Below are 19,192 nucleotides of genomic sequence, written 5' to 3' on the forward strand. Positions count from 1 at the left end.
GGCAAAACTCTCCCACAACGGGCGGGATTGGCTACAGGTGATGTTGGTCGTTGAGACGTTCGATGGTGACGGCGCCGGGGAACACGTCGACCACCGTGAACGACGCCGGCCCGCAGCCGAGCCGCCAACCCGAGGCCATGTCCAGCCCCAGGACGTGGGCCAGGACCGCCATGATCGGCTTGCGATGGGTGGCCACCACCACCGTCTGCCCCTCGTCAACCCCGTCCAGCAACCTCTCGTACGCCGCCAGGACCCGGGCAATGAAGTCGCGATGGCTCTCCCCGCCCGGTGCGCAGAAGTCCGGGTCCGATCGCAGCGATGCCAGACCGTCAGGTGCCAGATCACGAATCCTGCTGAAGGACAATCCATCCCAGGCTCCGAAGGACTGCTCGTCCCAGTCCGCATCGACCCGTGCGGGTACGCCGAGTGCCTGGGCCACAGCCCCGCCCGTGGCTTTCGCCCGCGCCAGGGAGGAGGTCACGACGTACGGGACCTCGCCCAGGATCTGGTCGTGCACGCCTTGCGCGGCGGCGTAGGCCTGGCGGCGTCCCTCGGGGTTGAGCTCGGGGTCGATACCTCCGCGGCCATCGAGCCGGCCCTGCACGGTCAGGTCAGTGACCCCGTGCCGCAACAGCACGATTCGGCGAGGCGTGGGCGAGGTGCGGGCCGGCACCACGACGGGCGGCTCGGGCACGGCGCGCTCGCCGTCCTCATCCGGCATCAGCAGCGTCAACTGCTCGCCGGCCAGGGACGCGGGGCGCGAGTCCGCCTCCCGCCAGTAATCCGAGGTGACGACCTCACCGTCCATGCCGTCGTTGGACAACTTGTCGGCCCGCTTGTTGCGCTCCCGGGGGATCCAGGTCCAGGTGACCTCGCCCTCGGATTCGCGGATGCGCCGGACCAGGTCCTGGGCCTGCAGCGCCAGGCGGCGCATGTCCTCGTGTTTGATCTTCCAGCGGCCGGCCATCTGCTCGATGACCAGCTTGGAATCCATCGCCACCTCGATCCGGGCGCCCGGATCGATCTCCATCGCCGCCTCGAGGCCGGCGATCAGCCCGCTGTACTCGGCCACGTTGTTGCTGGCCTTGCCCAACGGCGCCGCTCGCTCGGCCAGGGTGTCACCGGTGACTGCGTCGAAGACCACGGCACCGTAACCCGCGACGCCGGGGTTACCGCGCGAACCCCCGTCCGCTTCAAGCCGAAGCGCCCGCCTTCCGCTCACGGCTACAGGCCGGATTCGGCCGTGCGAACCAGGATCCGCCCGCACTCCTCGCAGCGCAGCACCTCGTCCTCGGCGGCCGCCTTGATCCGCACCAACTCGCTGGCGTTGAGCTCCAGCCCGCACCCCGTGCAGCGCTTCGCCACCAACGCCGCGGCGCCGGTGCCGCGTTGATCGCGCAACCGCTCGTACAGCGCCAGCAGGTCGGCTCCCACGCCGGCCGCGACGTTGGCCCGCTCGGCCGCAGCAGCCTCCTGCTCGGCGGTGATCGCGGCGAGCTCCCGGTCGCGCGCAGCGCTCAGTTCAGCGATCCGGCCGCCGAAACGGGCCACCGCCGCGGTGTGCCGGTCGAGATCGGTACGCAGCGACTCGACCTGTTCCATGAGCTCGAGTTCGACGTCCTCCAGTTCGCTCTGCCGGCGGGCGAGGGTCTCCAGCTCGTGCTGCAGGCCCTGCAGATCCTTGGCCGACCCGGTCCCGGCGGCGAGACGCTCCTGGTCGCGAGCGGTGCGCACCCGCACCTGTTCGACATCCGTCTCGGCCTTGGCGACGGCGCGCTCGGCGTCGCTGACCGCGACCCGGGCCAGCACTTCGTCCTCCGCAGCCCGGTCCCGCTGCTCGGACACGGCGGTCAGCTCGGCGATCTCCGGCAGGTTGCGAGCGCGATGCTGCAACTGCGCGAGCCGCGTATCGAGTTGCTGCAAATCCAGTAGCCGCCACTGCCGGGTCAGCTCTGCTTTCACTGCTACTCCTTCGCCTGCGGGCGCTGCCCGACGTCCTCCGGGCGCTGCCCGACCAGGAAGTCCCAGGGATCGGTGCGCACCGCGCTCACGGAAGTCTCTACGGTAATCCCCCGCTGCTCCAACACGGCGGCCAGCCGGTGCGCCGCCGGGGCGAGCCACAACCACTCCGTGGCGAAGTGCCCGGCGTCGATGAGGTACGGCGTGCCACCTCTGGCCTCCTGCCTCGCCTCGAGGGCGGGGTGATGCCGCAGATCCGCCGTCACGTAGACATCCGCGCCGCAAGCCCGGACCTGTTCGAAGCGGTCGTCCCCTGCGCCACCCAGGACCGCCACTCGGCGTACCGGCGCATCTGCGGGCCCGGAGACCCGCAGACCCACCGGCGTCGGCGGCAGGGCTTCAGCAAGCCGAACGGCGAACTCGCGCAACGAGATCGCCTCGACCAGCTCGCCCACCAGGCCCAGCTCCCGATCGCCCTCACGCGACAGGCCACGCAACCGGGTCAGACGGCACGCCGCCGCAAGCGCATCGTTGACGCCGGGCCGGGCCACGTCCGCGGTGGTGTGCGCGCAATACAGTGCGACGTCGGCGACGATCAACGAGGTCAGCGCGGCGCCCTTGGCGTGCGTGGTCGCGACCGAGTGCACGCCTCGAAGCAGCAGCGGATGGTGGGTGACGAGCAGGTCGACGCTGTCGTCACGAGCCTGCTGGATGACCTCCAGGGTCGGGTCGACCGCGAACCGCACGTGCTCGACGGTCTGCCCGAGGTCGCCGGTCACCAGCCCCACGTGATCCCAGGATGCCGCCGTCGCGGGCGGGTAGAGCTCATCGAGCGCCTGCACGACATCAACAAGGGTGGCCACCGGCTCACCCTTGCACAGCGGCTCGTCCGATCAGTCGGGTGCGCCGAAGTTGGCCGTGTCCGGGTGCGCCCCGAACCGTTGGCCGTCATCGAGCCCGTCGATCTTGCGCAGGTCGTCGGCATCCAGTTCGAAGTCGAACACGTCGATGTTGGCGGCGATCCGCTCCTCATGCACCGACTTGGGAATCACGATGAGCCCCTGTTGTAGGTGCCAACGGATCAGCACCTGCGCCGGTGATTTGCCGTACTTCTCGCCCACAGCGGAGATCACCGGGTCGCTCAGGAGCGAGCTGGCCTTCCCGTCGCGCGGCGAGCCGCCCAGCGGACTCCAGGACTCCACCGCGATCCCGTGCTGGGCGGCGAAGTCGCGGATCTGGTGTTGCGGCAGGTGCGGATGCAATTCGACCTGGTCGACGGCAGGCACCACATCGGTGTGCTCGAGGAGTTCGGCCAGGTGGTGCGGTTCGAAGTTGCACACCCCGATCGACCGGGCCCGCTCGGAAGCCTGGATGTCGACCAGCGCATCCCAGGTGCGATGGCGCCGTTCGGCGTCCTGCAGCGGCCAATGGATGAGGTAGAGATCGACGTAGTCCAGGCCGAGCTTGTCCAGGCTGGCGGAGAACGCCGGGAACGTCTGCTCGTACCCGTGATCGGCGTTCCAGAGTTTGGTCGTCACGAAGTACTCGTCGCGGTCGACGCCGCTGGCCGCCAGGCCGCGGCCGACCGCTTCCTCGTTGCCGTACGCAGCTGCCGTGTCGACGTGGCGGTATCCGACCTCCAGTGCGTACTTCACCGCACGCTCGCACTCGGCATCCTCGGCCTGCCACACACCCAGACCGAGCTGCGGGATCACACCGCCCGAATTGAGTTGGATTCCAGGAACATTCGCAGGGGCATCGCTCATAAACCCCACGGTAGATCCACGACCGAGGGGTGCTGAGGTACTGCACCGCCTTCCGTGTGTGATGCAGCGGACTGTCGTGACTCGCGATCCTCTCGACCAGGCACTTACGTTTGGGTAAGTTTTGTGACGCACGCCACACCTTCCGCCATGCGCGTGCCCGCATCAAAGGAGATGTCATGAAATCGTTGCGCACCGGCGTAGCCGTCGTCGCCACCATCGGCGCCCTGGCCGCCTCTGCCGGGTCCGCACAGGCGTGGACCAATCCGTTACCCCGGGCCCTGAAATACGGGGCCATCGGACAGGACAACTCGTTCCCCGCGGCGTTGACCACCTCGATCGGCAACCCCACCAGGAACCCGTCCGGCGCGAACGACTGGTCCTGCACTCCGAGCAAGAAGCACCCCTACCCCGTCGTGCTGGTGCATGGCACCTGGGAGAACGCCTACGACAACTGGAACGGCCTGTCGCCGATGATCAAGGCCGAGGGTTACTGCGTCTACGCACTCAACTACGGCAACACCACCGGGATCGGCTTCCTCAACGGCACCGGCGACATGATCGACTCGGCGAACGCCATCACGCCCTTCGTCGATCGCGTGCTGGCTCAGACCGGAGCAGCCAAGGTCGACCTCATCGGCCACAGCCAGGGGGTGCGCTCATCCGCTACTACGCCAACAAGATCGGCGGTGCGGCCAAGGTCGACCAAGTCATCGCCCTCGCCCCCTCGAACCACCCGACCACGCTGTCCGGCCTGACCCAATTCGGTAAGACCATCGGCTTGTTCACCACCGCAATGAACGTGTTGGACGCCATCAAGATGCCGGCAGCGGTGCAGCAGGCCGACCAGAGCCCCAACCCGCAAGCGCCGTTCTACCAGCAGGTCAACGGCGGCAGCGAAACGGTCCCCGGGATCAGCTACACCAACATCATGACCAAGAACGACGAGGTCGTGACGCCCTACACCCAGGGCGCCATCACCGCCGGACCGGGTGCACGCGTGGACAACATCACGATCCAGGACGTCTGCGGCAACGACGGCTCCGAGCACGTCAGCCTGCCTTACTCCAAGAACGTCGCGCAGATCGTCCTGAACAAACTGGACCCGGGTGATCAGCACTCGATCCTGTGCTTCAGCCAGGCGGCCGTCTTCGGCAACACCCAGTTGATCGGCTGAACCCGACGGCACCCGCTACCGGCGCCGCTGCCCGTGATCGGGTCACGGCGCCGGTAGCGTTCGCGCTGTGAGTGTGCTCGACCGCTGGCACGTACCGGCTGCGCTGTTGAGCCCGGTGCGCGCCGTACCGCTGGTCTTCGCCGCGTTCATCCTGCTCGGAACCGGTTTGCTGCTGCTGCCGTGGTGTCACGAGCCCGGCGCGTCGGTGAGTTTCATGCAGGCCTTCTTCACCGCGACCTCGGCGGTCACGGTCACCGGCCTGGCAACGGTGGACATCGGCAGCCACTTCTCGTGGGCGGGACAGGCGGTCATCCTGCTGCTGGCCGAGTTCGGCGGTATCGGCATCATCCTGGTGGCCACCACGCTCGGCGTCCTGATGGGCGGGCGGATCGGGTTACGGATGAAGCTGGCCAGTCAGACCGACCTGCACGTCACCGGTCTTGGCCAGGTGGGTCCGCTCTTCCGGCGCATCCTGCTGACCACCTTGTTCTTCCAGGGCGTGACCGCGGTCATCCTGATCGGCCGTTACCGGATGACCTACTTCGACCGGTTCAGTACCGCTGCCTGGCACGGCGCGTTCGACTCGGTCATGGCGTTCAACAACGCCGGGCTCAGCCTGCAACCGAACGGCCTGGCCGCCTACGCCGCAGATCCGGTGGTCGTTCTGACGATCACCCTTGCCGTCCTCGTGGGGACGGTCGGATTCCCGGTGCTGGCCGAGTTGCGGGATCGGTGGCGGCGGCCCGCCACCTGGACCATCCACACCCGTCTCACCGTCTGGGGCAGTCTGCTGCTGGTCATCGTCGGCTGGCTGTGCTTCCTGGGTTTCGAATGGACCAACGCCGCCACCATCGGCGCCCAGTCGGTCCCGCACAAGATCATGACCGGCCTCGAGGGAAGTGTGATGCCGCGCTCCGGCGGCCTGGCCACCTTCGATTGGGGTGCCGTGCGCCCCGAGACCACGTTGATGACGCTGGCGATGATGCTGATCGGCGGCGGCTCGGCCAGTACGGCCGGCGGTATCAAGGTGACCACCTTCTTCCTGCTGGCCTACGTCGTGCTGGCCGAAGTCCGCGGTGACGAGCAGGTGCGCATCGGCCGTCGGGCGATCAGTTCCCAGACCATCCGGACCGCGGTGTCGATCGCCCTGATCGGCGTCGCCCTCGCCGCGGGAGGGACGCTCGGTCTGCTGTTGTTGTCCGACAGCACCCTTCCGGATGCTGCTTTCGAGGCCACGTCGGCCTTCGGCACGACCGGGTTGTCCACCGGCCTGACCCCGCACCTGAGCGTCCCGGCGCAACTGGTCGTGATCGCCTTGATGTTCGTGGGTCGCGTGGGCACGATTACCGCAGCCTCCGCTTTCGCGATGCGCCGCCGTAAATCCCGCTACCGGTTGCCCGAAGAGCAGCCGATCATCGGCTAGGAGTGCCCGTGCCCAAGGATTCCAACCCCTCTGTCGATCCCGTGCTGGTGATCGGCCTCGGCCGGTTCGGCTACTCCGTAGCCTCCTCCCTGACCTCGATGGGCCACGAGATCCTGGCCGTCGATGAGGACGCGGTGGTCGTGCAGCGCTACGCCAACGAGTTCACCCAATGCCTGGCACTGGATTCGACCGACACCGAGGCTCTGCAGCAGATCGGCGCGGCTGACTTCTCCCGCGTGGTGGTGGGTATCGGCAGCGATCTCGAGGCCAGCGTGATGACCGTGCTGAGCCTGGCCGAGCTCGGAATCGCCGAGATCTGGGCCAAGGCGGTCAGCCGCAAACACGCCAGCATCCTCGAACGCGTCGGCGCGCACCACGTCGTGCGACCGGAGTCCGACATGGGTGAACGCGTCGCGCACAAACTCACCGGCGCGATGATCGATTACATGCAGTTCGAAGACGACTTCGCGATCGCCCGGACCCGGGCCGTCCCCCGCATCACCGGGCGGCAACTGGGGCAGTTGGGGACCGAGAGCAAGTACGGCGTGACCATCCTGGGCGTCAAGCACGCCGGCGCCGCTTTCGAGCAGGCCAGTTCGCAGACCACGCTCGAACAAAGCGACGAGTTGATCGTGTCCGGACCCAAACGAGGTGTGGAGGCATTCTGCGGACTGCTGCAGTCCTGAGCCATGATGTGCGGGTGAGCACACCGACCGGCCCGTCCGATCCGAAGGACCCGTGGGCGTACGACCCGTCCGCAACGCAAGCGGTACCGGCCACCCCGCCGACCGCGCCGACCCCGACCAACCCTTCGGCGTACCCGAATCCCTGGGACCAGTACCCGCAGTACCAGCAGCAACCTCCGCAGTACGGCCAGTACGCCGGTCAGTACGGTCCGGCCTACAACCCCTACCCCGCGGGTGGGCCCTACCAACCGGGCGTCGTCGCCACCACGAACGGCAAAGCGACGGCGTCGTTGGTCTGTGCGATCGCCGGCTTCTTCTGTTTCGGGCCGTTCCTGTCGGTGCCGGCGATCATCCTGGGCATCCTGGCCCGGCGGGAGATCGCCCGCACCGGCGGCCAGCAGGGCGGATCGGGTCAGGCACTGGCCGGCATCATCATCGGCATCGTGGTCACGGTCCTCAGCGTCCTGGCCATCATCGGACTCATCGCGCTGATCAGCACCGGCAGCTTCGACAACTCCTACAACGACACCGGAACGTTCTGAGGGACATGAGTGACCGCCTGGAAGTCACGCGCACCATCCCCGCTGCAGCATCAGACATCTTCGCGGTCCTGACCGACCCCCAGGGGCACGTCGCCATCGACGCGTCCGGGATGTTGATGAGCGCCGACGGTGCGCGGGTCCGTTCTGTAGGCGACCAGTTCGTCGTGCACATGGATCGCGAGGCGCTGGGCGATCTGCCGATGGGCGAGTACGACGTCACCGTCACCATCACCGACTTCGAGCCGGACACGTCGATTGCCTGGACCATTCTGGGCACCGTGCGCCCACCCATCGGTCACGTGTACGGCTATTCTCTGCAGCCGCAAGGGGATTCGACCCTCGTCACGTCCTTCTACGACTGGTCGCAGATCGCGCCCGAATGGCGCGACGCGGGCATTTTCCCCGTGATCTCCGAGGCGAACCTCAAGGGCACACTCGGGATCCTGGACCGCACGGTCCGGCGCGGATACCCGCAGGCTTCACCGCGCTGAGCCGGCGAAGCTGGGGATGGTGGGCCCGGCCGGGTTCGAACCGACGACACCCGCGGTGTAAACGCGGTGCTCTACCAACTGAGCTACAGGCCCTGACGGGCGGCGCCCAAGACTACAGTGCCGCGCTACAAAGCCGCGATCGCGTCCGCCGCTTCGCTGAAGTCGCGCGCTTCGCCCGGCCCGTTGACCACCGACCAGCGCACGACACCGCTCTGGTCGATCAGGAACGATCCGCGTACGGCGAACCCCGCCTCCTCGTGGAACACCCCGTAATCGCGGGCCACCTGACCGTGCGGCCAGAAGTCCGACAACAGCGAGAAGTCGTAGCCCTCCTGCTCACCCCACGCCTTGAGCGCCGGCATCGGGTCACAGGAGATGGCCAGGAAGTCCACCGCGTCGTTCTGGTAGCGGGCCAGGTCGTCCCGGACCCCGCACAGCTCGCCGGTGCAGATCCCGGAGAATGCGAACGGGTAGAAGACCACCAGGGCCGCTTTGCCGGTCAACACCCCGGACAGGGTGATCGGCGCGCCGAACTGGTCCTTCAGCGTGAAATCGGGGGCGTTGTCCCCCACTGCGAGGCTCATCGCTGTTTGCTCTGGCCGGCCTGAACCAGCTTCACCGCGATCCAGTCGGGCCCGGCCTTGCTGGTCGAGCCCACCTTGAGCCCGGCGGTCTGCGCGGCCTCCTGGATGTCAGCGGCGTCCACGTGGTCGGGATGACCGGCCTTCGGCACGAGCAAGAGCACAAAGCCTTTGTCGGCCAGGTTGGTCAACGCATCGACGCAGTCGTCGATCAGATCACCGTCGCCGTCGCGCCACCACAACATCACGACGTCCACGACGCCGTCGAAGTCCTCATCCTCCAAGGACGCACTGACCACGTCCTCGATCGCTGCGCGAAGATCGTCGTCGCTGTCCTCGTCCCAGCCGATCTCCTGGACGATTTGACCGTCCGCGAATCCCAGTTTCTCCCAGAAGGCCACGTCGATGGCGTCATTCACCATGCGCGTAGTCCACTAGGTATCCCCCGCGTTCGCAACCCGACTGGCGCGAAAAGGTCCCCCGAGCGGCATTCCCGAGGAATGGGAACTACCGGCGGGTAACCCACCCGGCCCTGCACGCTTGGGCTTCGGAGTGCTTCGATGGAAGCAAGCCTCTTCACGGTGTCGCACGAGAGGAGCCACTCATGACACCCGACCCTGTAACCCCGGCAAACCCGGGTCCACTCCTGAACGGCATCCCCAGCCAACTGCCCGACACCGATCCCGACGAGACCAGCGAGTGGCTGGAGTCGCTGGATCAGGTCATCGAGCACGCCGGGAAGAACCGTGCGCGCTACGTGATGCTGAAGCTGCTCGAACGAGCCCGTCAGCAGCAGGTGGGCGTCCCCTCGCTGGTCGCCACCGACTACGTGAACACCATCGGGCCCGAGGCGGAGCCGTGGTTCCCCGGCGATGAGGAGACCGAGCGCAAGTACCGCAACTGGCTGCGCTGGAACGCCGCGATCATGGTGCACCGGGCCCAGCGGCCGGGCATCGGGGTCGGCGGCCACATCTCCACCTATGCCAGTGCCGCGACGCTGTACGAAGTCGGCTTCAACCACTTCTTCCGCGGCAAGGACCACGAGGGCGGCGGCGACCAGATCTTCTTCCAGGGTCACGCCTCCCCCGGCATGTACGCCCGCGCCTTCCTCGAGGGCCGTCTCACCCAGGACCAGCTCGACGGTTTCCGCCAGGAGAAGTCGCACATCGTCGACGGTGAGCTCAAGGGCATCCCGTCCTACCCGCACCCGCGCAACATGCCCGACTTCTGGGAGTTCCCCACCGTCTCGATGGGGATCGGCCCGATGAACGCGGTCTACCAGGCCCAGTTCAACAAGTACCTGCACAACCGAGGCTTCAAAGACACCAGCCAGCAACGGGTCTGGGCCTTCCTCGGGGACGGTGAGATGGACGAACCGGAGGCACGCGGCGTACTCCAATTGGCGGGCAACGAGGGTCTGGACAATCTGACCTTCGTCATCAACTGCAACCTGCAGCGCCTCGACGGTCCGGTCCGCGGCAACGGCAAGATCATCCAGGAATTGGAGTCCTTCTTCCGCGGGGCCGGCTGGAACGTCATCAAGTGCATCTGGGGCCGCGGCTGGGACCCGCTGCTGGCCGCCGACCGTGACGGCGCGCTGGTCAACCTGATGAACTCCACCCCGGACGGTGACTACCAGACCTTCCGGGCCAACGACGGCGCCTACGTGCGCGAGCACTTCTTCGGCCGTGACCCGCGCACCCGCAAGCTCGTGGCGGACTGGTCCGACGACGACATCTGGTGGAAGCTCAAGCGGGGCGGGCACGACTACCGCAAGGTGTACGCCGCGTACAAAGCCGCGACCGAACACGTCGGCCAGCCGACGGTGATCCTGGCGCACACCATCAAGGGCTACAGCCTGGGCACCCACTTCGCGGGCCGCAACGCGACCCACCAGATGAAGAAGATGACCCTGGATGACCTCAAGCAGTTCCGGGACTCCCTGAAGATCCCGATCAGCGACGAGGTCCTCGAGGCCGACCCGTACGCCCCGCCGTACTACCACCCCGGCGACGACGACCCGGCGATCCAGTACCTCAAGGAACGGCGGGCCAAGCTGGGCGGCGGACTGCCGAACCGGCGCACCCGGGCGGCGGCGATCAAGCTGCCGGACGACTCGGCGTACGCGATCGGTAAGAAGGGCTCGGGCAAGCAGGAAGTCGCCACGACGATGGGCTTCGTGCGGGTCCTGAAAGACCTGATGCGCGACAAGGAGTTCGGCAAGCACGTGGTGCCGATCATCCCCGACGAGGCCCGAACCTTCGGGATGGACAGCTTCTTCCCGACGGCCAAGATCTACAACCCGCACGGTCAGCACTACACCTCCGTGGACCACGAGTTGATGCTGTCCTACAAGGAGGCAATCGACGGTCAGATCCTGCACCTGGGCATCAACGAAGGCGGCTCGACGGCGGCCTTCACCGCCGCGGGCACGTCGTACGCGACGCACGGCATCCACATGGTGCCGATCTACATCTTCTATTCGATGTTCGGGTTCCAGCGCACAGCGGACTACCTGTGGGCGGCCGCCGACCAGATGACGCGCGGTTTCCTCATCGGTGCCACCGCCGGGCGGACCACGCTGACCGGTGAGGGTTTGCAGCACGCCGACGGTCATTCGCATCTGCTCGCGGAAACCAACCCGGCGGTGGTTGCCTACGACCCGGCCTACGTCTACGAGTTGACGCACATCGTCCAGGACGGCCTGCGGCGGATGTACGGCGATCAGCCGGAGAACGTGTATTACTACCTGACCGTCTACAACGAGCCGATGGTGCAGCCGGCGGAGCCCGAAAACGTCGACGTGGAAGGCATTCTGAAGGGAATGCACCGGATCAGCGAGGGCTCCGGCGACGGCCCGCGCGCCCAGCTGCTGGCCTCGGGCGTCGGTGTGCCGTGGGCGCTGGAGGCGCAGGAGCTGCTGAAGGACGACTGGGGCGTCGTCGCCGACGTGTGGTCGGTGACCTCCTGGAACGAACTGCGCCGGGACGGCCTCGCGTGCGATGAGCACAACTTCCTGCACCCGCAGGAGGAGCCGCGCACGGCGTACGTCACCCAGCGCCTGGCCGACGCCCAGGGTCCGGTCGTGGCCACCTCCGACTGGGAACGCGGCGTACAGGACCAGATCCGCGAGTGGGTGCCCGGTGACTACGTGACCCTGGGCGCCGACGGGTTCGGCTTCAGTGACACCCGCGCTGCCGCCCGGCGCTTCTTCCACATCGATGGCCCGTCATTGGCGGTCCGGACGCTGCAGGAACTGGGCCGTCGCGGTGATGTCGACCCGGCTCTGGCCGGGCAGGCCGCGGAGAAGTACCGGCTGCTGGATGTCACCGCCGGCACCTCCGGCAACGCGGGCGGCGAGTCCTGAGGGAGCCGTTCCACGCGCACGTCTCGAACGCGACCGGCGGTCTTCGGACCGCCGGTCGCGGCGTCCCCTAAGGGTGGTCACCCGCACCAGGTTCGGCGGTTCCCCTAACGTCGGCTGAGCTGAGGGTCTGTGGCCGCCAAGTGAAGGGGTACCGATGGACATCACCCGCAAGAAGAGCGTGGACGACGTCATCCACCAGAACGACGAGGACCCGGGGGCAGCCGACGAGCACGGCGGCAGTCTGCGCAAGAGCCTCGGGGTATGGGACCTGATCGGATTCGGGATCGGCATCGTCATCGGCACGGGCATCTTCACCCTGACCGGTGTGCAGGCCAAGAACAACGCCGGACCGGCCATCGTCATCTCGTTCCTGATCGCCGGTGCCGTCTCGCTGCTGGCCGCGTTGTGCTACGCCGAACTGGCGGCGGCGGTTCCGACCGCGGGCAGTTCCTACACCTACGCCTATACGACCATCGGGGAGATCTTCGCCTGGATCATCGCGTGGGACCTGATCCTCGAATTCGCTTTGGGCGCAGCGGTGGTCGCGCGCGGCTGGTCCGGATACATAGCCGGCGTCTTCAACCTGCCATCGAAGTGGTTCGCCGAAGAGGGATCCGTCGTCAACGTCGGCGCCATCTTCATCACCCTCGTCCTCGGCTACGTCGCGTTGCGCGGGATCCGGGAGAGTAAGTGGGTCACCAACGGGCTGGTGGCGATCAAGGTCATCGTCTGCATCTTCGTCATCGCGGTCGGCGCGTTCTACGTCAAGACCAAGAACTGGGTGCCCTTCATCCCGCCGGCCCAGCCCGCTAAGAGTTCGGGAGCCGAACTGACGGCCCCGTTGTGGCAGTTCCTGACCGGTGTCACCCCCAGCCAGTACGGCATCGCCGGTGTGCTGGTGGCATCGGCCGTGGTGTTCTTCGCCTACTCCGGATTCGAGGCGGTCGCCAACCTGGGCGAGGAGACCAAGAAGCCCGCCCGCGACATGCCGCTGGGCCTGCTGGGCACGTTAGGCATCTGCACCTTGCTGTACGTCGGGGTCTGCCTGGTCATGACCGGCATGGTCAACTACCGCGACCTGTCCGAGGCCGACGCGGTCGCCGACGTCTTCCACCAGGTGGGCGTCGGGTGGGCCGGCATCCTGATCGGTATCGCGGCGGTCGCCGGGTTGAGCTCGGTGATCCTGGTCGACATCATCGCCATGGGCCGGATCGGTTTCGCGTTGGCCCGCGACGGACTGCTGCCGCCCATCTTCCGCAAGGTCCATCCCTCGTGGGGCACACCGGTGCTCATGACGGCCCTCACGATCGCCACCGTCGCCATCCTGGCCGGGTTCGTCCCGATCAGTGTCCTGGCCGAAATGGTCAGCATCGGAACGCTTTTCGCGTTCGTGGTGGTCTCGATCGCGGTCGTTGTCCTGCGAAGGACGCAGCCGGACATGAAGCGACCCTTCCGCACTCCCCTGGTGCCCTTCGTGCCGATCCTGGCTACGGCCTGCTGCCTCGCCCTGATGGCCAGCCTCGCGGTCGAGACCTGGATCCGGTTCCTCGTCTGGTTGGCCATCGGCCTGCTGGTCTACTTCTTCTACGGCCGCAAGCACGCCCGGTTGGCCACACCGGACCTCGCCGGCGAGTTGACCCAGGAGGGCACCGTCCCGGGAAGTCCGCAATGAGCATCGTCGTCGGGTTCGGCCCGTACCCGTCCACCAACTCGGGCTTGTACCTGGCCGCCCAGTTGGCCCGGACGACCGGCGACGAACTGGTGCTGTGCTGCATCATCCAGAGCATGTCCGACTCCCCTGCGCTGCGAGACCCCGCGGGGATCGACAACGAATGGCAGCAACGGATCCGCGAAGCCGCTGCGGAAGCATTGGCGGCCGCTCGCGATCGGCTACCGGCGCAGTTGCCGGTCACCGAGGTGGTCCGGGCCGGCCGCTCGGTTCCGGCGATGCTGCAACGTGAGGGGAGGCCCGACGCGCACGCGCGCTCATCGTCGGCTCCTCGGCATCGGGTCCGTTGGGTCAGATCAGCCTGGGCAGCACCTCCGACCGGCTGGTGCACAGCTCCTCGATCCCGGTAGGCCTGGCCCCCAGGGGGTACCGCCCCAACGACGAACGGATCCGCCGGGTCGTCCTGGCCGTGCGACCGGGTCGCACCGATCTCGGCCTCACCGGCGAAGCGGCCGCCTTGTGCAACTGGCTCGGGGTGCCCGCCACCTTGGTGACGTTCGCGGTGCGGGACTCGGCAGCGCTGACGATTTTCGCCGACCAGGGCGTCTTCGACAGTTGGCGCGCCGATGCCGTCGCCGTCCAGGAGCGCATCGGTCAGGCGCTCGCGCAGTCCGGCGTCACGACCCATCGCAGCGGCGTACTGGTCGGCTCGCGATGGTCCCGCGCCACGGACCAGTTCGACTGGCTGCCCGGCGACCTGCTGGTCCTGGGCTCCAGTGAGCACGCTCCTGTGGCCCGGGTGTTCCTCGGGTCCACCGCCACCCGCATCGTGCGGACCTCCCCGGTGCCGACGGTGCTGCTGCCGCACCGCCGACGGGTCTGATCAACCGGCGTGGGCGAAGACCTCGGCTCGCGCGTGCACGGCCACGTCGGGGTGGTCGGTAATCAATCCGTCGACCCCGGCGCGCGTGAAGATGGCGAGCTCGGAGAGTCCGTCGCCGAACTCCTGCGGGACGCGGCTGGAGCGCAAATCGACTGGTAGGAACGTGTTTTCGGTCCGGAACGTCCACACGTGCACGCGGAGACCGGCGTCGTGCGCGTGCCGCACGAGATCGGTGGGCCGCCCGAGGGAGCCGTCCGGGCGACGCACGATGACCTGGTCCTTGCTCGGACCGATCCCGGTCACCCAGGTCGAGATCAGCCGCAGGGCTCGCGGAGTCACCAGATCGGCGTACGTGCGCTCGTCGGGGGTGCCGGCCAGATCGGTCGGTGCTCCCTCCCGCTCGGTGAGCATCAGCAGCGGGGTGCGCAGCCCGAGGTCCTCGCGCAACCGGATCAGACTGGTCAGCTCGAAGGACTGCACGAAGACCGGAGCATTGGGCGCATCCAGTCGGGCCTCACGCAGGGCGCGCGTGACCGCACCCTCCAGATCCAGGCCGCGAGCGCGGAAGTATGCCGCATGCTTCAGTTCGGGGCTGACCCCCACGATGCGGCTCAACTCCTGGGACAGTGCCCGGCGTAGCACTAACAACTCATCGAGGGTCGGGACCCGCAAACGACGTTCGTAGATCGTGTTCGCCTGTCGCAGCCGGGGCAACCGTTCGACCGCCCACAGCGTCTTGATCTCCGCCAGGGTGAAGTCCTCGCTGAACCACCCGGTGCGCTCGATGCCGTCCACCACCCGTGACGTACGCCGATCGGCGAATTCGGGGTGGGCCGCCACGTCCGTGGTCCGCGAGAGTTCGTTCTCGTGCCGGCAGATCGCGACCCCGTCGGCCGTCATCACCAGGTCGGTCTCGACACTGTCGGCGCCCAGTCGCGCCGCGAGCTCATAGGCGGGAAGCGTGTGCTCGGGGCGGTAGCCGCTCGCGCCACGATGGCCAATCACGAGCGGCGGTTCGTCGAGCCGGTAGGCCACCATGCTCAGACTTCACCGGTCCAACACGACCGCAAGGCATCCCTGCAGTGCCGCGGGAGGGAACCGATGGTGAACTCTGCACATTGCGACAGTCCGTCCGCTGGAGGGAATCCACAAACGACGACCGGTATCGTCGGACTGCGATGACGATCACTTCGACCACCCGGGAGCTGACCTGGCGCCGCCTGCAGGGTGCCGCGGGCGCGATGGCGACCGCGGCGATCCAGCAGATGGAGTCCGAGCACTCGTGGTACCGCGAGTTGTCGGCCGAGGAGCGCTCCTGGGTGGGCATGGTGGCCCAGGCCGGTATCGGCGGTTTCATCGACTGGTATCACGCCGACGGTGCCGCGCCCGCCTCGGCGATCGACATCTTCGACCCCGCGCCGGCCGAGCTGGCCAGGTCCATCAGCCTCAGCCACACCCTCGATCTGATCCGCACCAGTGTCGCCGTGGTCGAGGAACACGTCCCCGCGCTGGCCGACGACGCCGATCGGGTGGAGCTGCGCGAAGCGGTGTTGATCTATTCGCGGGAGATCGCGTTCGCCGCCGCGACGGTCTATGCACAGGCGGCCGAGGCCCGCGGCGCGTGGGACGCCCGGCTCGAGGCGCACGTCATCGACGCCGTCCTGCGAGCAGAGGCCGACGAAGCCCTCCGCTCGCGCGTTGCCGCCCTCGGCTGGGACGAGGTGCACGACGTACTGGTGGCCGTGGGCCGGGCGCCGAGCGGCGTACACAGTGCCATCGTGGACGGCCTGCGCCGGGAAGCACGGCGCGCCGGCCTGGAGTCCCTGGTCTCGGTGCAGGGCCGATCACTGATCGCGATCATTGGCGGGGTCACCGACCCCGTCAGGCAGCTGCCGCCCCTGTCGGAGCATTGGGCTCCCGGGCCGATCGTGCTCGGCCCCACCGTGCCGCACGTCTTCGCTGCCGGCCGCAGCGCCCGGGCCGCCCTGTCGGGGTACGGGGCTGCCCCCGCCTGGCCGGAAGCCCCCGGCTGTGCCCAGCCGACGAACTGTTGGCCGAGCGTGCGTTACACGGTGACAACCACGCCCGCCGCAGTCTGGTCGACCGGGTGATGCGCCCGCTGCGGGACCGCGACGCGGTACGCGAGACCGCGGTGGGCTTCCTGGGCCAGCCGAGCCTGGAGGCCACGGCGCGGGCGTTGTTCGTGCACGCCAACACGGTGCGCTACCGGCTGGGGCAGTTCGCGGAGGCGACCGGTTACGACCTGACCGACGTGCGGGAAGCTTTCGTGGTCCGGGTCGCCTTCGCCTTCGCTGCCTGGGACGAGCGATAGAAGCCTTTGTAGGAACCCCACAGATTCGCCGAGTGAATCTCATGGTGTCATCGGTCGCTGTGCACAGGGTCGACTAGGCAGGGTAGGAGTCGTGCTCGCGATCGTCTGCCCCGGCCAGGGTGCGCAAACCCCCGGCTTCCTTGCTCCCTGGTTGGAACTGCCCGGTTTCCGGGACCGGTTGGGCTGGCTGGGTGCCGCCGCCGACGTGGACCTGGTCGAGCACGGCACGACCTCCGATGCCGACACCATCCGGGACACCGCCATCGCACAGCCGCTGATCGTCGGCGCCGGGCTGGTGGCCGCTCTCGCGCTGTTCGAGCACCCCTCCGACGGCTTCCGAGTGACCGGGGTCGGGGCCGGTCACTCGGTCGGTGAGATCACCGCTCTGGCCGCGGCCGGCGTACTCACCGCCGAACAGGCGATGGTCTTCGTCCGCGAACGCGGCCGGGCCATGGCCGCAGCCTCTGCGATCGCCCCGACCGGCATGAGCGCCGTCGTTGGCGGCGATCCCGACGAAGTGGATGCCGCCATCGAAGCCGCCGGGCTGACCGCGGCCAACCGCAACGGCGCCGGTCAGGTGGTCGCTGCCGGGACCATGGACCAGCTGGCCGAGTTGTCGGCCAACCCGCCGGCCAAGGCCCGCGTCATCCCGCTGAGCGTTGCCGGAGCGTTCCACACCGAGCACATGGCGTCTGCGGTCGCTCACCTCGCCCGCTACGCTCGGGCGATCTCCACCCACGACGCCCGCGTCGCCGTCGTCAGCAACAAGGACGGCCATGTGGTGCACGACAGCCGCGAGCTGCTGCGCCGACTGGTCCAGCAGATCAGCAGCCCCGTCCGCTGGGACCTGACTATGCGCACGATGACCGAGATGGGGGTCACCGGGTTGATCGAGATCCCGCCCGCCGGCACCCTCGCCGGCCTGGCCAAGCGCGGTATGCCGGGGGTCGAGACCCTTGCGCTCAAGACGCCCGCCGACCTGGAGGACGCGCACCGGATGGTGCGCGAGCACGGTGAGCCCCGCAGCAGTTTCGACCCGGCATGGCGCCTCGTCGTCGCGCCGGCCAAGGGCGTCGTCGAGTACGCCGACCTGCAGACCGGCGCGAACGTGCAGGCCGGTGCCGTGGTGGCGACCGTCTCCACCCGCGCTCCTCGACGCCGGTCACCGCCCCGCACGGTGGCACGGTGATCGAGCGGCTGGCCGAGGAGGGCGACCCCGTGTCGCCGGGTCAAGTACTGCTGAGATTGCACCCCGAGACGAGCGAGGTGTGATGCAGCCCAAGGGAACCGGCCACCTCATCGAGCCGGAGGGCGCCCGTCACGCGGCCATCCTCGGCCTCGGCGGATACCGTCCCGAGCGGGTCATCGACAACGCCGAAGTGTGCACGTGGATCGACTCCAGCGACGAGTGGATCCGCGACCGCTCGGGCATCGTGACCCGGCGCTGGGCCGCACCGGACGAGACTGTCGTCGACATGTCGCTGCCCGCATCCCGGACGGCGCTCGAGCAGGCCGGTATCCGGCCCGAGCAGGTCAGTGTGGTCGTGGTCGCCACCATCACCCACCCGTTCCAAACCCCGGCCGCTGCGCCGATGATCGCCGACCGTCTCGGCTGCGTCGATGCCGCGGCCTTCGACATCTCGGCCGCGTGCGCCGGATACTGCCACGCCGTCGCGATGGCCGGTGACATGGTGCGCGGCGGCAGCGCCGAATACGTCCTGGTCATCGGCGTCGAGAAGCTGTCGTCGCTGGTCGACCCGCACGATCGTGGATCGGCGTTCATCTTCGGCGACGGCGCCGGAGCCGCCGTCGTCGGCCCCTCGGCCACCACCGGTATCGGTCCCACGGTGTGGGGCTCGGACGGGAAGCAGTGGGACGTCATCCGGCAGCGGCGCTCCTGGTGGGACATCCGCGACCAGGGTGACGCTGCGCAGACGGAGGACGGACTCGACCCCTCCACCATGAGCATGGCCGGCCCCTCGGTGTTCCGCTGGGCGGTCTGGTCCATGGCACCGGTGGCCCAGCAGGCGATCGACAAGGCCGGTATCCGGGTCGAGGACCTCGACGCCTTCATCCCGCACCAGGCGAACATGCGGATCATCGACGCGATGATCAAGCAACTTCATCTGCCGAGCGACATCGCCGTAGCCCGTGACATCGCGCAGACCGGCAACACCTCGGCTGCTTCGATCCCCCTGGCCGCCGAACGCATGCTGCGCGAAGGTGAGGCACCGCACGGTGGCCTGGCCCTGCAGATCGGTTTCGGCGCCGGATTGTCCTACGCGGCCCAGGTCGTCGTACTCCCCTGATCCCCGCACC

General features: G+C 68.0%; 21 protein-coding genes and 1 tRNA gene. 14 read left to right on the plus strand and 8 right to left on the minus strand.

From position 1 onward, the window contains the following. Positions 1–31 precede the first annotated feature (31 nt). From ACFQBT_RS09835 to ACFQBT_RS09850, 4 genes are read right to left on the minus strand one after another with little or no spacing between them, the layout of a single operon-like run. Entirely contained in the window at positions 32–1,267 is a 1,236-nt protein-coding gene (locus tag ACFQBT_RS09835; protein ID WP_377822328.1) for a bifunctional RNase H/acid phosphatase, read from the minus strand. Beyond that, positions 1,225–1,962, minus strand: coding sequence for a zinc ribbon domain-containing protein (locus ACFQBT_RS09840; protein ID WP_377822330.1), 738 nt, complete (start codon positions 1,960–1,962; stop codon positions 1,225–1,227). The genes ACFQBT_RS09835 and ACFQBT_RS09840 overlap by 43 nt, the downstream gene beginning before the upstream one ends. Positions 1,963–1,964: 2 nt before the next feature. Next, positions 1,965–2,822, minus strand: coding sequence for a Nif3-like dinuclear metal center hexameric protein (locus ACFQBT_RS09845; protein WP_377822332.1), 858 nt, complete (start codon positions 2,820–2,822; stop codon positions 1,965–1,967). Between the two features lie 30 nt (positions 2,823–2,852). Beyond that, positions 2,853–3,725 carry an aldo/keto reductase gene (locus ACFQBT_RS09850; RefSeq protein ID WP_377822334.1) on the minus strand — a complete coding sequence of 291 codons (873 nt, stop codon included), beginning with the start codon at positions 3,723–3,725 and terminating at the stop codon, positions 2,853–2,855. Positions 3,726–3,901: 176 nt separating this feature from the next. On the opposite strand from ACFQBT_RS09850, the gene ACFQBT_RS09855 reads away from it, so the two are divergent. The 6 genes from ACFQBT_RS09855 to ACFQBT_RS09880 all read left to right on the plus strand — a co-directional run bounded on the left by ACFQBT_RS09855 (position 3,902) and on the right by ACFQBT_RS09880 (position 8,041). Further along, entirely contained in the window at positions 3,902–4,480 is a 579-nt protein-coding gene (locus ACFQBT_RS09855) for an esterase/lipase family protein (protein WP_377822336.1), read from the plus strand. A gap of 23 nt (positions 4,481–4,503) precedes the next feature. Beyond that, positions 4,504–4,899, plus strand: a complete 396-nt coding sequence (locus ACFQBT_RS09860; RefSeq protein WP_377822338.1) for a hypothetical protein — start codon at positions 4,504–4,506, stop codon at positions 4,897–4,899. A 67-nt stretch (positions 4,900–4,966) separates the two neighbouring features. Beyond that, positions 4,967–6,322 carry a TrkH family potassium uptake protein gene (locus tag ACFQBT_RS09865; RefSeq protein WP_377822340.1) on the plus strand — a complete coding sequence of 452 codons (1,356 nt, stop codon included), beginning with the start codon at positions 4,967–4,969 and terminating at the stop codon, positions 6,320–6,322. Between the two features lie 8 nt (positions 6,323–6,330). Beyond that, on the plus strand, positions 6,331–7,008 hold the full coding sequence (locus ACFQBT_RS09870) for a potassium channel family protein (protein WP_377822342.1): 678 nt from the start codon (positions 6,331–6,333) through the stop codon (positions 7,006–7,008). Between the two features lie 14 nt (positions 7,009–7,022). Next, positions 7,023–7,550, plus strand: a complete 528-nt coding sequence (locus tag ACFQBT_RS09875; RefSeq protein ID WP_377822344.1) for a DUF4190 domain-containing protein — start codon at positions 7,023–7,025, stop codon at positions 7,548–7,550. Between the two features lie 5 nt (positions 7,551–7,555). Further along, positions 7,556–8,041, plus strand: a complete 486-nt coding sequence (locus ACFQBT_RS09880) for an SRPBCC family protein (RefSeq protein ID WP_377822346.1) — start codon at positions 7,556–7,558, stop codon at positions 8,039–8,041. Positions 8,042–8,058: 17 nt separating this feature from the next. On the opposite strand, the gene ACFQBT_RS09885 is transcribed toward ACFQBT_RS09880, so the two are convergent. The 3 genes from ACFQBT_RS09885 to ACFQBT_RS09895 form a co-directional block, all read right to left on the minus strand. Then, positions 8,059–8,134, minus strand: a tRNA-Val gene (locus tag ACFQBT_RS09885). A 32-nt stretch (positions 8,135–8,166) separates the two neighbouring features. Continuing rightward, entirely contained in the window at positions 8,167–8,625 is a 459-nt protein-coding gene (locus ACFQBT_RS09890) for a peroxiredoxin (RefSeq protein ID WP_377822348.1), read from the minus strand. Further along, positions 8,622–9,044, minus strand: coding sequence for a DUF3052 domain-containing protein (locus ACFQBT_RS09895; RefSeq protein ID WP_377822349.1), 423 nt, complete (start codon positions 9,042–9,044; stop codon positions 8,622–8,624). The genes ACFQBT_RS09890 and ACFQBT_RS09895 overlap by 4 nt, the downstream gene beginning before the upstream one ends. A 182-nt stretch (positions 9,045–9,226) precedes the next feature. Between ACFQBT_RS09895 and aceE the strand changes: the two genes are divergently transcribed. The 4 genes from aceE to ACFQBT_RS09915 all read left to right on the plus strand — a co-directional run bounded on the left by aceE (position 9,227) and on the right by ACFQBT_RS09915 (position 14,541). Further along, positions 9,227–11,989: a pyruvate dehydrogenase (acetyl-transferring), homodimeric type gene (gene aceE, locus ACFQBT_RS09900; protein ID WP_377822351.1), complete on the plus strand. Its 2,763-nt coding sequence runs from the start codon at positions 9,227–9,229 to the stop codon at positions 11,987–11,989. A gap of 154 nt (positions 11,990–12,143) precedes the next feature. Then, positions 12,144–13,661 carry an APC family permease gene (locus ACFQBT_RS09905; RefSeq protein WP_377822352.1) on the plus strand — a complete coding sequence of 506 codons (1,518 nt, stop codon included), beginning with the start codon at positions 12,144–12,146 and terminating at the stop codon, positions 13,659–13,661. Further along, positions 13,658–14,068, plus strand: a complete 411-nt coding sequence (locus tag ACFQBT_RS09910) for a hypothetical protein (RefSeq protein ID WP_377822353.1) — start codon at positions 13,658–13,660, stop codon at positions 14,066–14,068. The genes ACFQBT_RS09905 and ACFQBT_RS09910 overlap by 4 nt, the downstream gene beginning before the upstream one ends. Continuing rightward, complete coding sequence (locus tag ACFQBT_RS09915; protein WP_377822355.1) at positions 14,005–14,541, plus strand: universal stress protein; 537 nt, start codon at positions 14,005–14,007, stop codon at positions 14,539–14,541. The genes ACFQBT_RS09910 and ACFQBT_RS09915 overlap by 64 nt, the downstream gene beginning before the upstream one ends. Here the strand turns inward: ACFQBT_RS09915 and ACFQBT_RS09920 are convergent, their stop codons facing one another. Then, positions 14,542–15,579: a glycerophosphodiester phosphodiesterase family protein gene (locus ACFQBT_RS09920; RefSeq protein WP_377822357.1), complete on the minus strand. Its 1,038-nt coding sequence runs from the start codon at positions 15,577–15,579 to the stop codon at positions 14,542–14,544. It abuts the gene before it with no gap. Between the two features lie 140 nt (positions 15,580–15,719). Here ACFQBT_RS09920 and ACFQBT_RS09925 point away from each other — a divergent pair, with 140 nt between their 5' ends. From ACFQBT_RS09925 to ACFQBT_RS09940, 4 genes are all read left to right on the plus strand, one after another. After that, positions 15,720–16,652 (plus strand): PucR family transcriptional regulator, encoded by a 933-nt coding sequence (locus ACFQBT_RS09925; RefSeq protein ID WP_377822359.1) that lies wholly within the window; start codon positions 15,720–15,722, stop codon positions 16,650–16,652. Next, the gene (locus ACFQBT_RS09930; protein WP_377825431.1) at positions 16,652–16,873 is read left to right on the plus strand and encodes a helix-turn-helix domain-containing protein; all 222 of its coding nucleotides are present in this window, start codon (positions 16,652–16,654) and stop codon (positions 16,871–16,873) included. The genes ACFQBT_RS09925 and ACFQBT_RS09930 overlap by 1 nt, the downstream gene beginning before the upstream one ends. 91 nt (positions 16,874–16,964) lie before the next feature. Further along, entirely contained in the window at positions 16,965–18,062 is a 1,098-nt protein-coding gene (locus ACFQBT_RS09935; RefSeq protein ID WP_377822361.1) for an ACP S-malonyltransferase, read from the plus strand. Positions 18,063–18,144: 82 nt separating this feature from the next. Beyond that, positions 18,145–19,182, plus strand: coding sequence for a beta-ketoacyl-ACP synthase III (locus tag ACFQBT_RS09940; RefSeq protein ID WP_377822363.1), 1,038 nt, complete (start codon positions 18,145–18,147; stop codon positions 19,180–19,182). Positions 19,183–19,192 lie beyond the last annotated feature (10 nt).

The sequence above is a fragment of the Branchiibius cervicis genome (assembly GCF_042661605.1).
Lineage (GTDB): Bacteria > Actinomycetota > Actinomycetes > Actinomycetales > Dermatophilaceae > Branchiibius > Branchiibius cervicis.

Coding starts and splice junctions, on each gene's coding strand:
- ACFQBT_RS09850 (WP_377822334.1), bottom strand. CDS start 3,725: ATGAGCGATGCCCCTGCGAATGTTCCTGGAATCCAACTCAATTCGGGC.
- ACFQBT_RS09855 (WP_377822336.1), top strand. CDS start 3,902: ATGAAATCGTTGCGCACCGGCGTAGCCGTCGTCGCCACCATCGGCGCC.
- ACFQBT_RS09880 (WP_377822346.1), top strand. CDS start 7,556: ATGAGTGACCGCCTGGAAGTCACGCGCACCATCCCCGCTGCAGCATCA.
- ACFQBT_RS09890 (WP_377822348.1), bottom strand. CDS start 8,625: ATGAGCCTCGCAGTGGGGGACAACGCCCCCGATTTCACGCTGAAGGAC.
- ACFQBT_RS09895 (WP_377822349.1), bottom strand. CDS start 9,044: ATGGTGAATGACGCCATCGACGTGGCCTTCTGGGAGAAACTGGGATTC.
- aceE (WP_377822351.1), top strand. CDS start 9,227: ATGACACCCGACCCTGTAACCCCGGCAAACCCGGGTCCACTCCTGAAC.
- ACFQBT_RS09905 (WP_377822352.1), top strand. CDS start 12,144: ATGGACATCACCCGCAAGAAGAGCGTGGACGACGTCATCCACCAGAAC.
- ACFQBT_RS09910 (WP_377822353.1), top strand. CDS start 13,658: ATGAGCATCGTCGTCGGGTTCGGCCCGTACCCGTCCACCAACTCGGGC.
- ACFQBT_RS09920 (WP_377822357.1), bottom strand. CDS start 15,579: ATGGTGGCCTACCGGCTCGACGAACCGCCGCTCGTGATTGGCCATCGT.
- ACFQBT_RS09925 (WP_377822359.1), top strand. CDS start 15,720: ATGACGATCACTTCGACCACCCGGGAGCTGACCTGGCGCCGCCTGCAG.
- ACFQBT_RS09930 (WP_377825431.1), top strand. CDS start 16,652: ATGCGCCCGCTGCGGGACCGCGACGCGGTACGCGAGACCGCGGTGGGC.
- ACFQBT_RS09940 (WP_377822363.1), top strand. CDS start 18,145: ATGCAGCCCAAGGGAACCGGCCACCTCATCGAGCCGGAGGGCGCCCGT.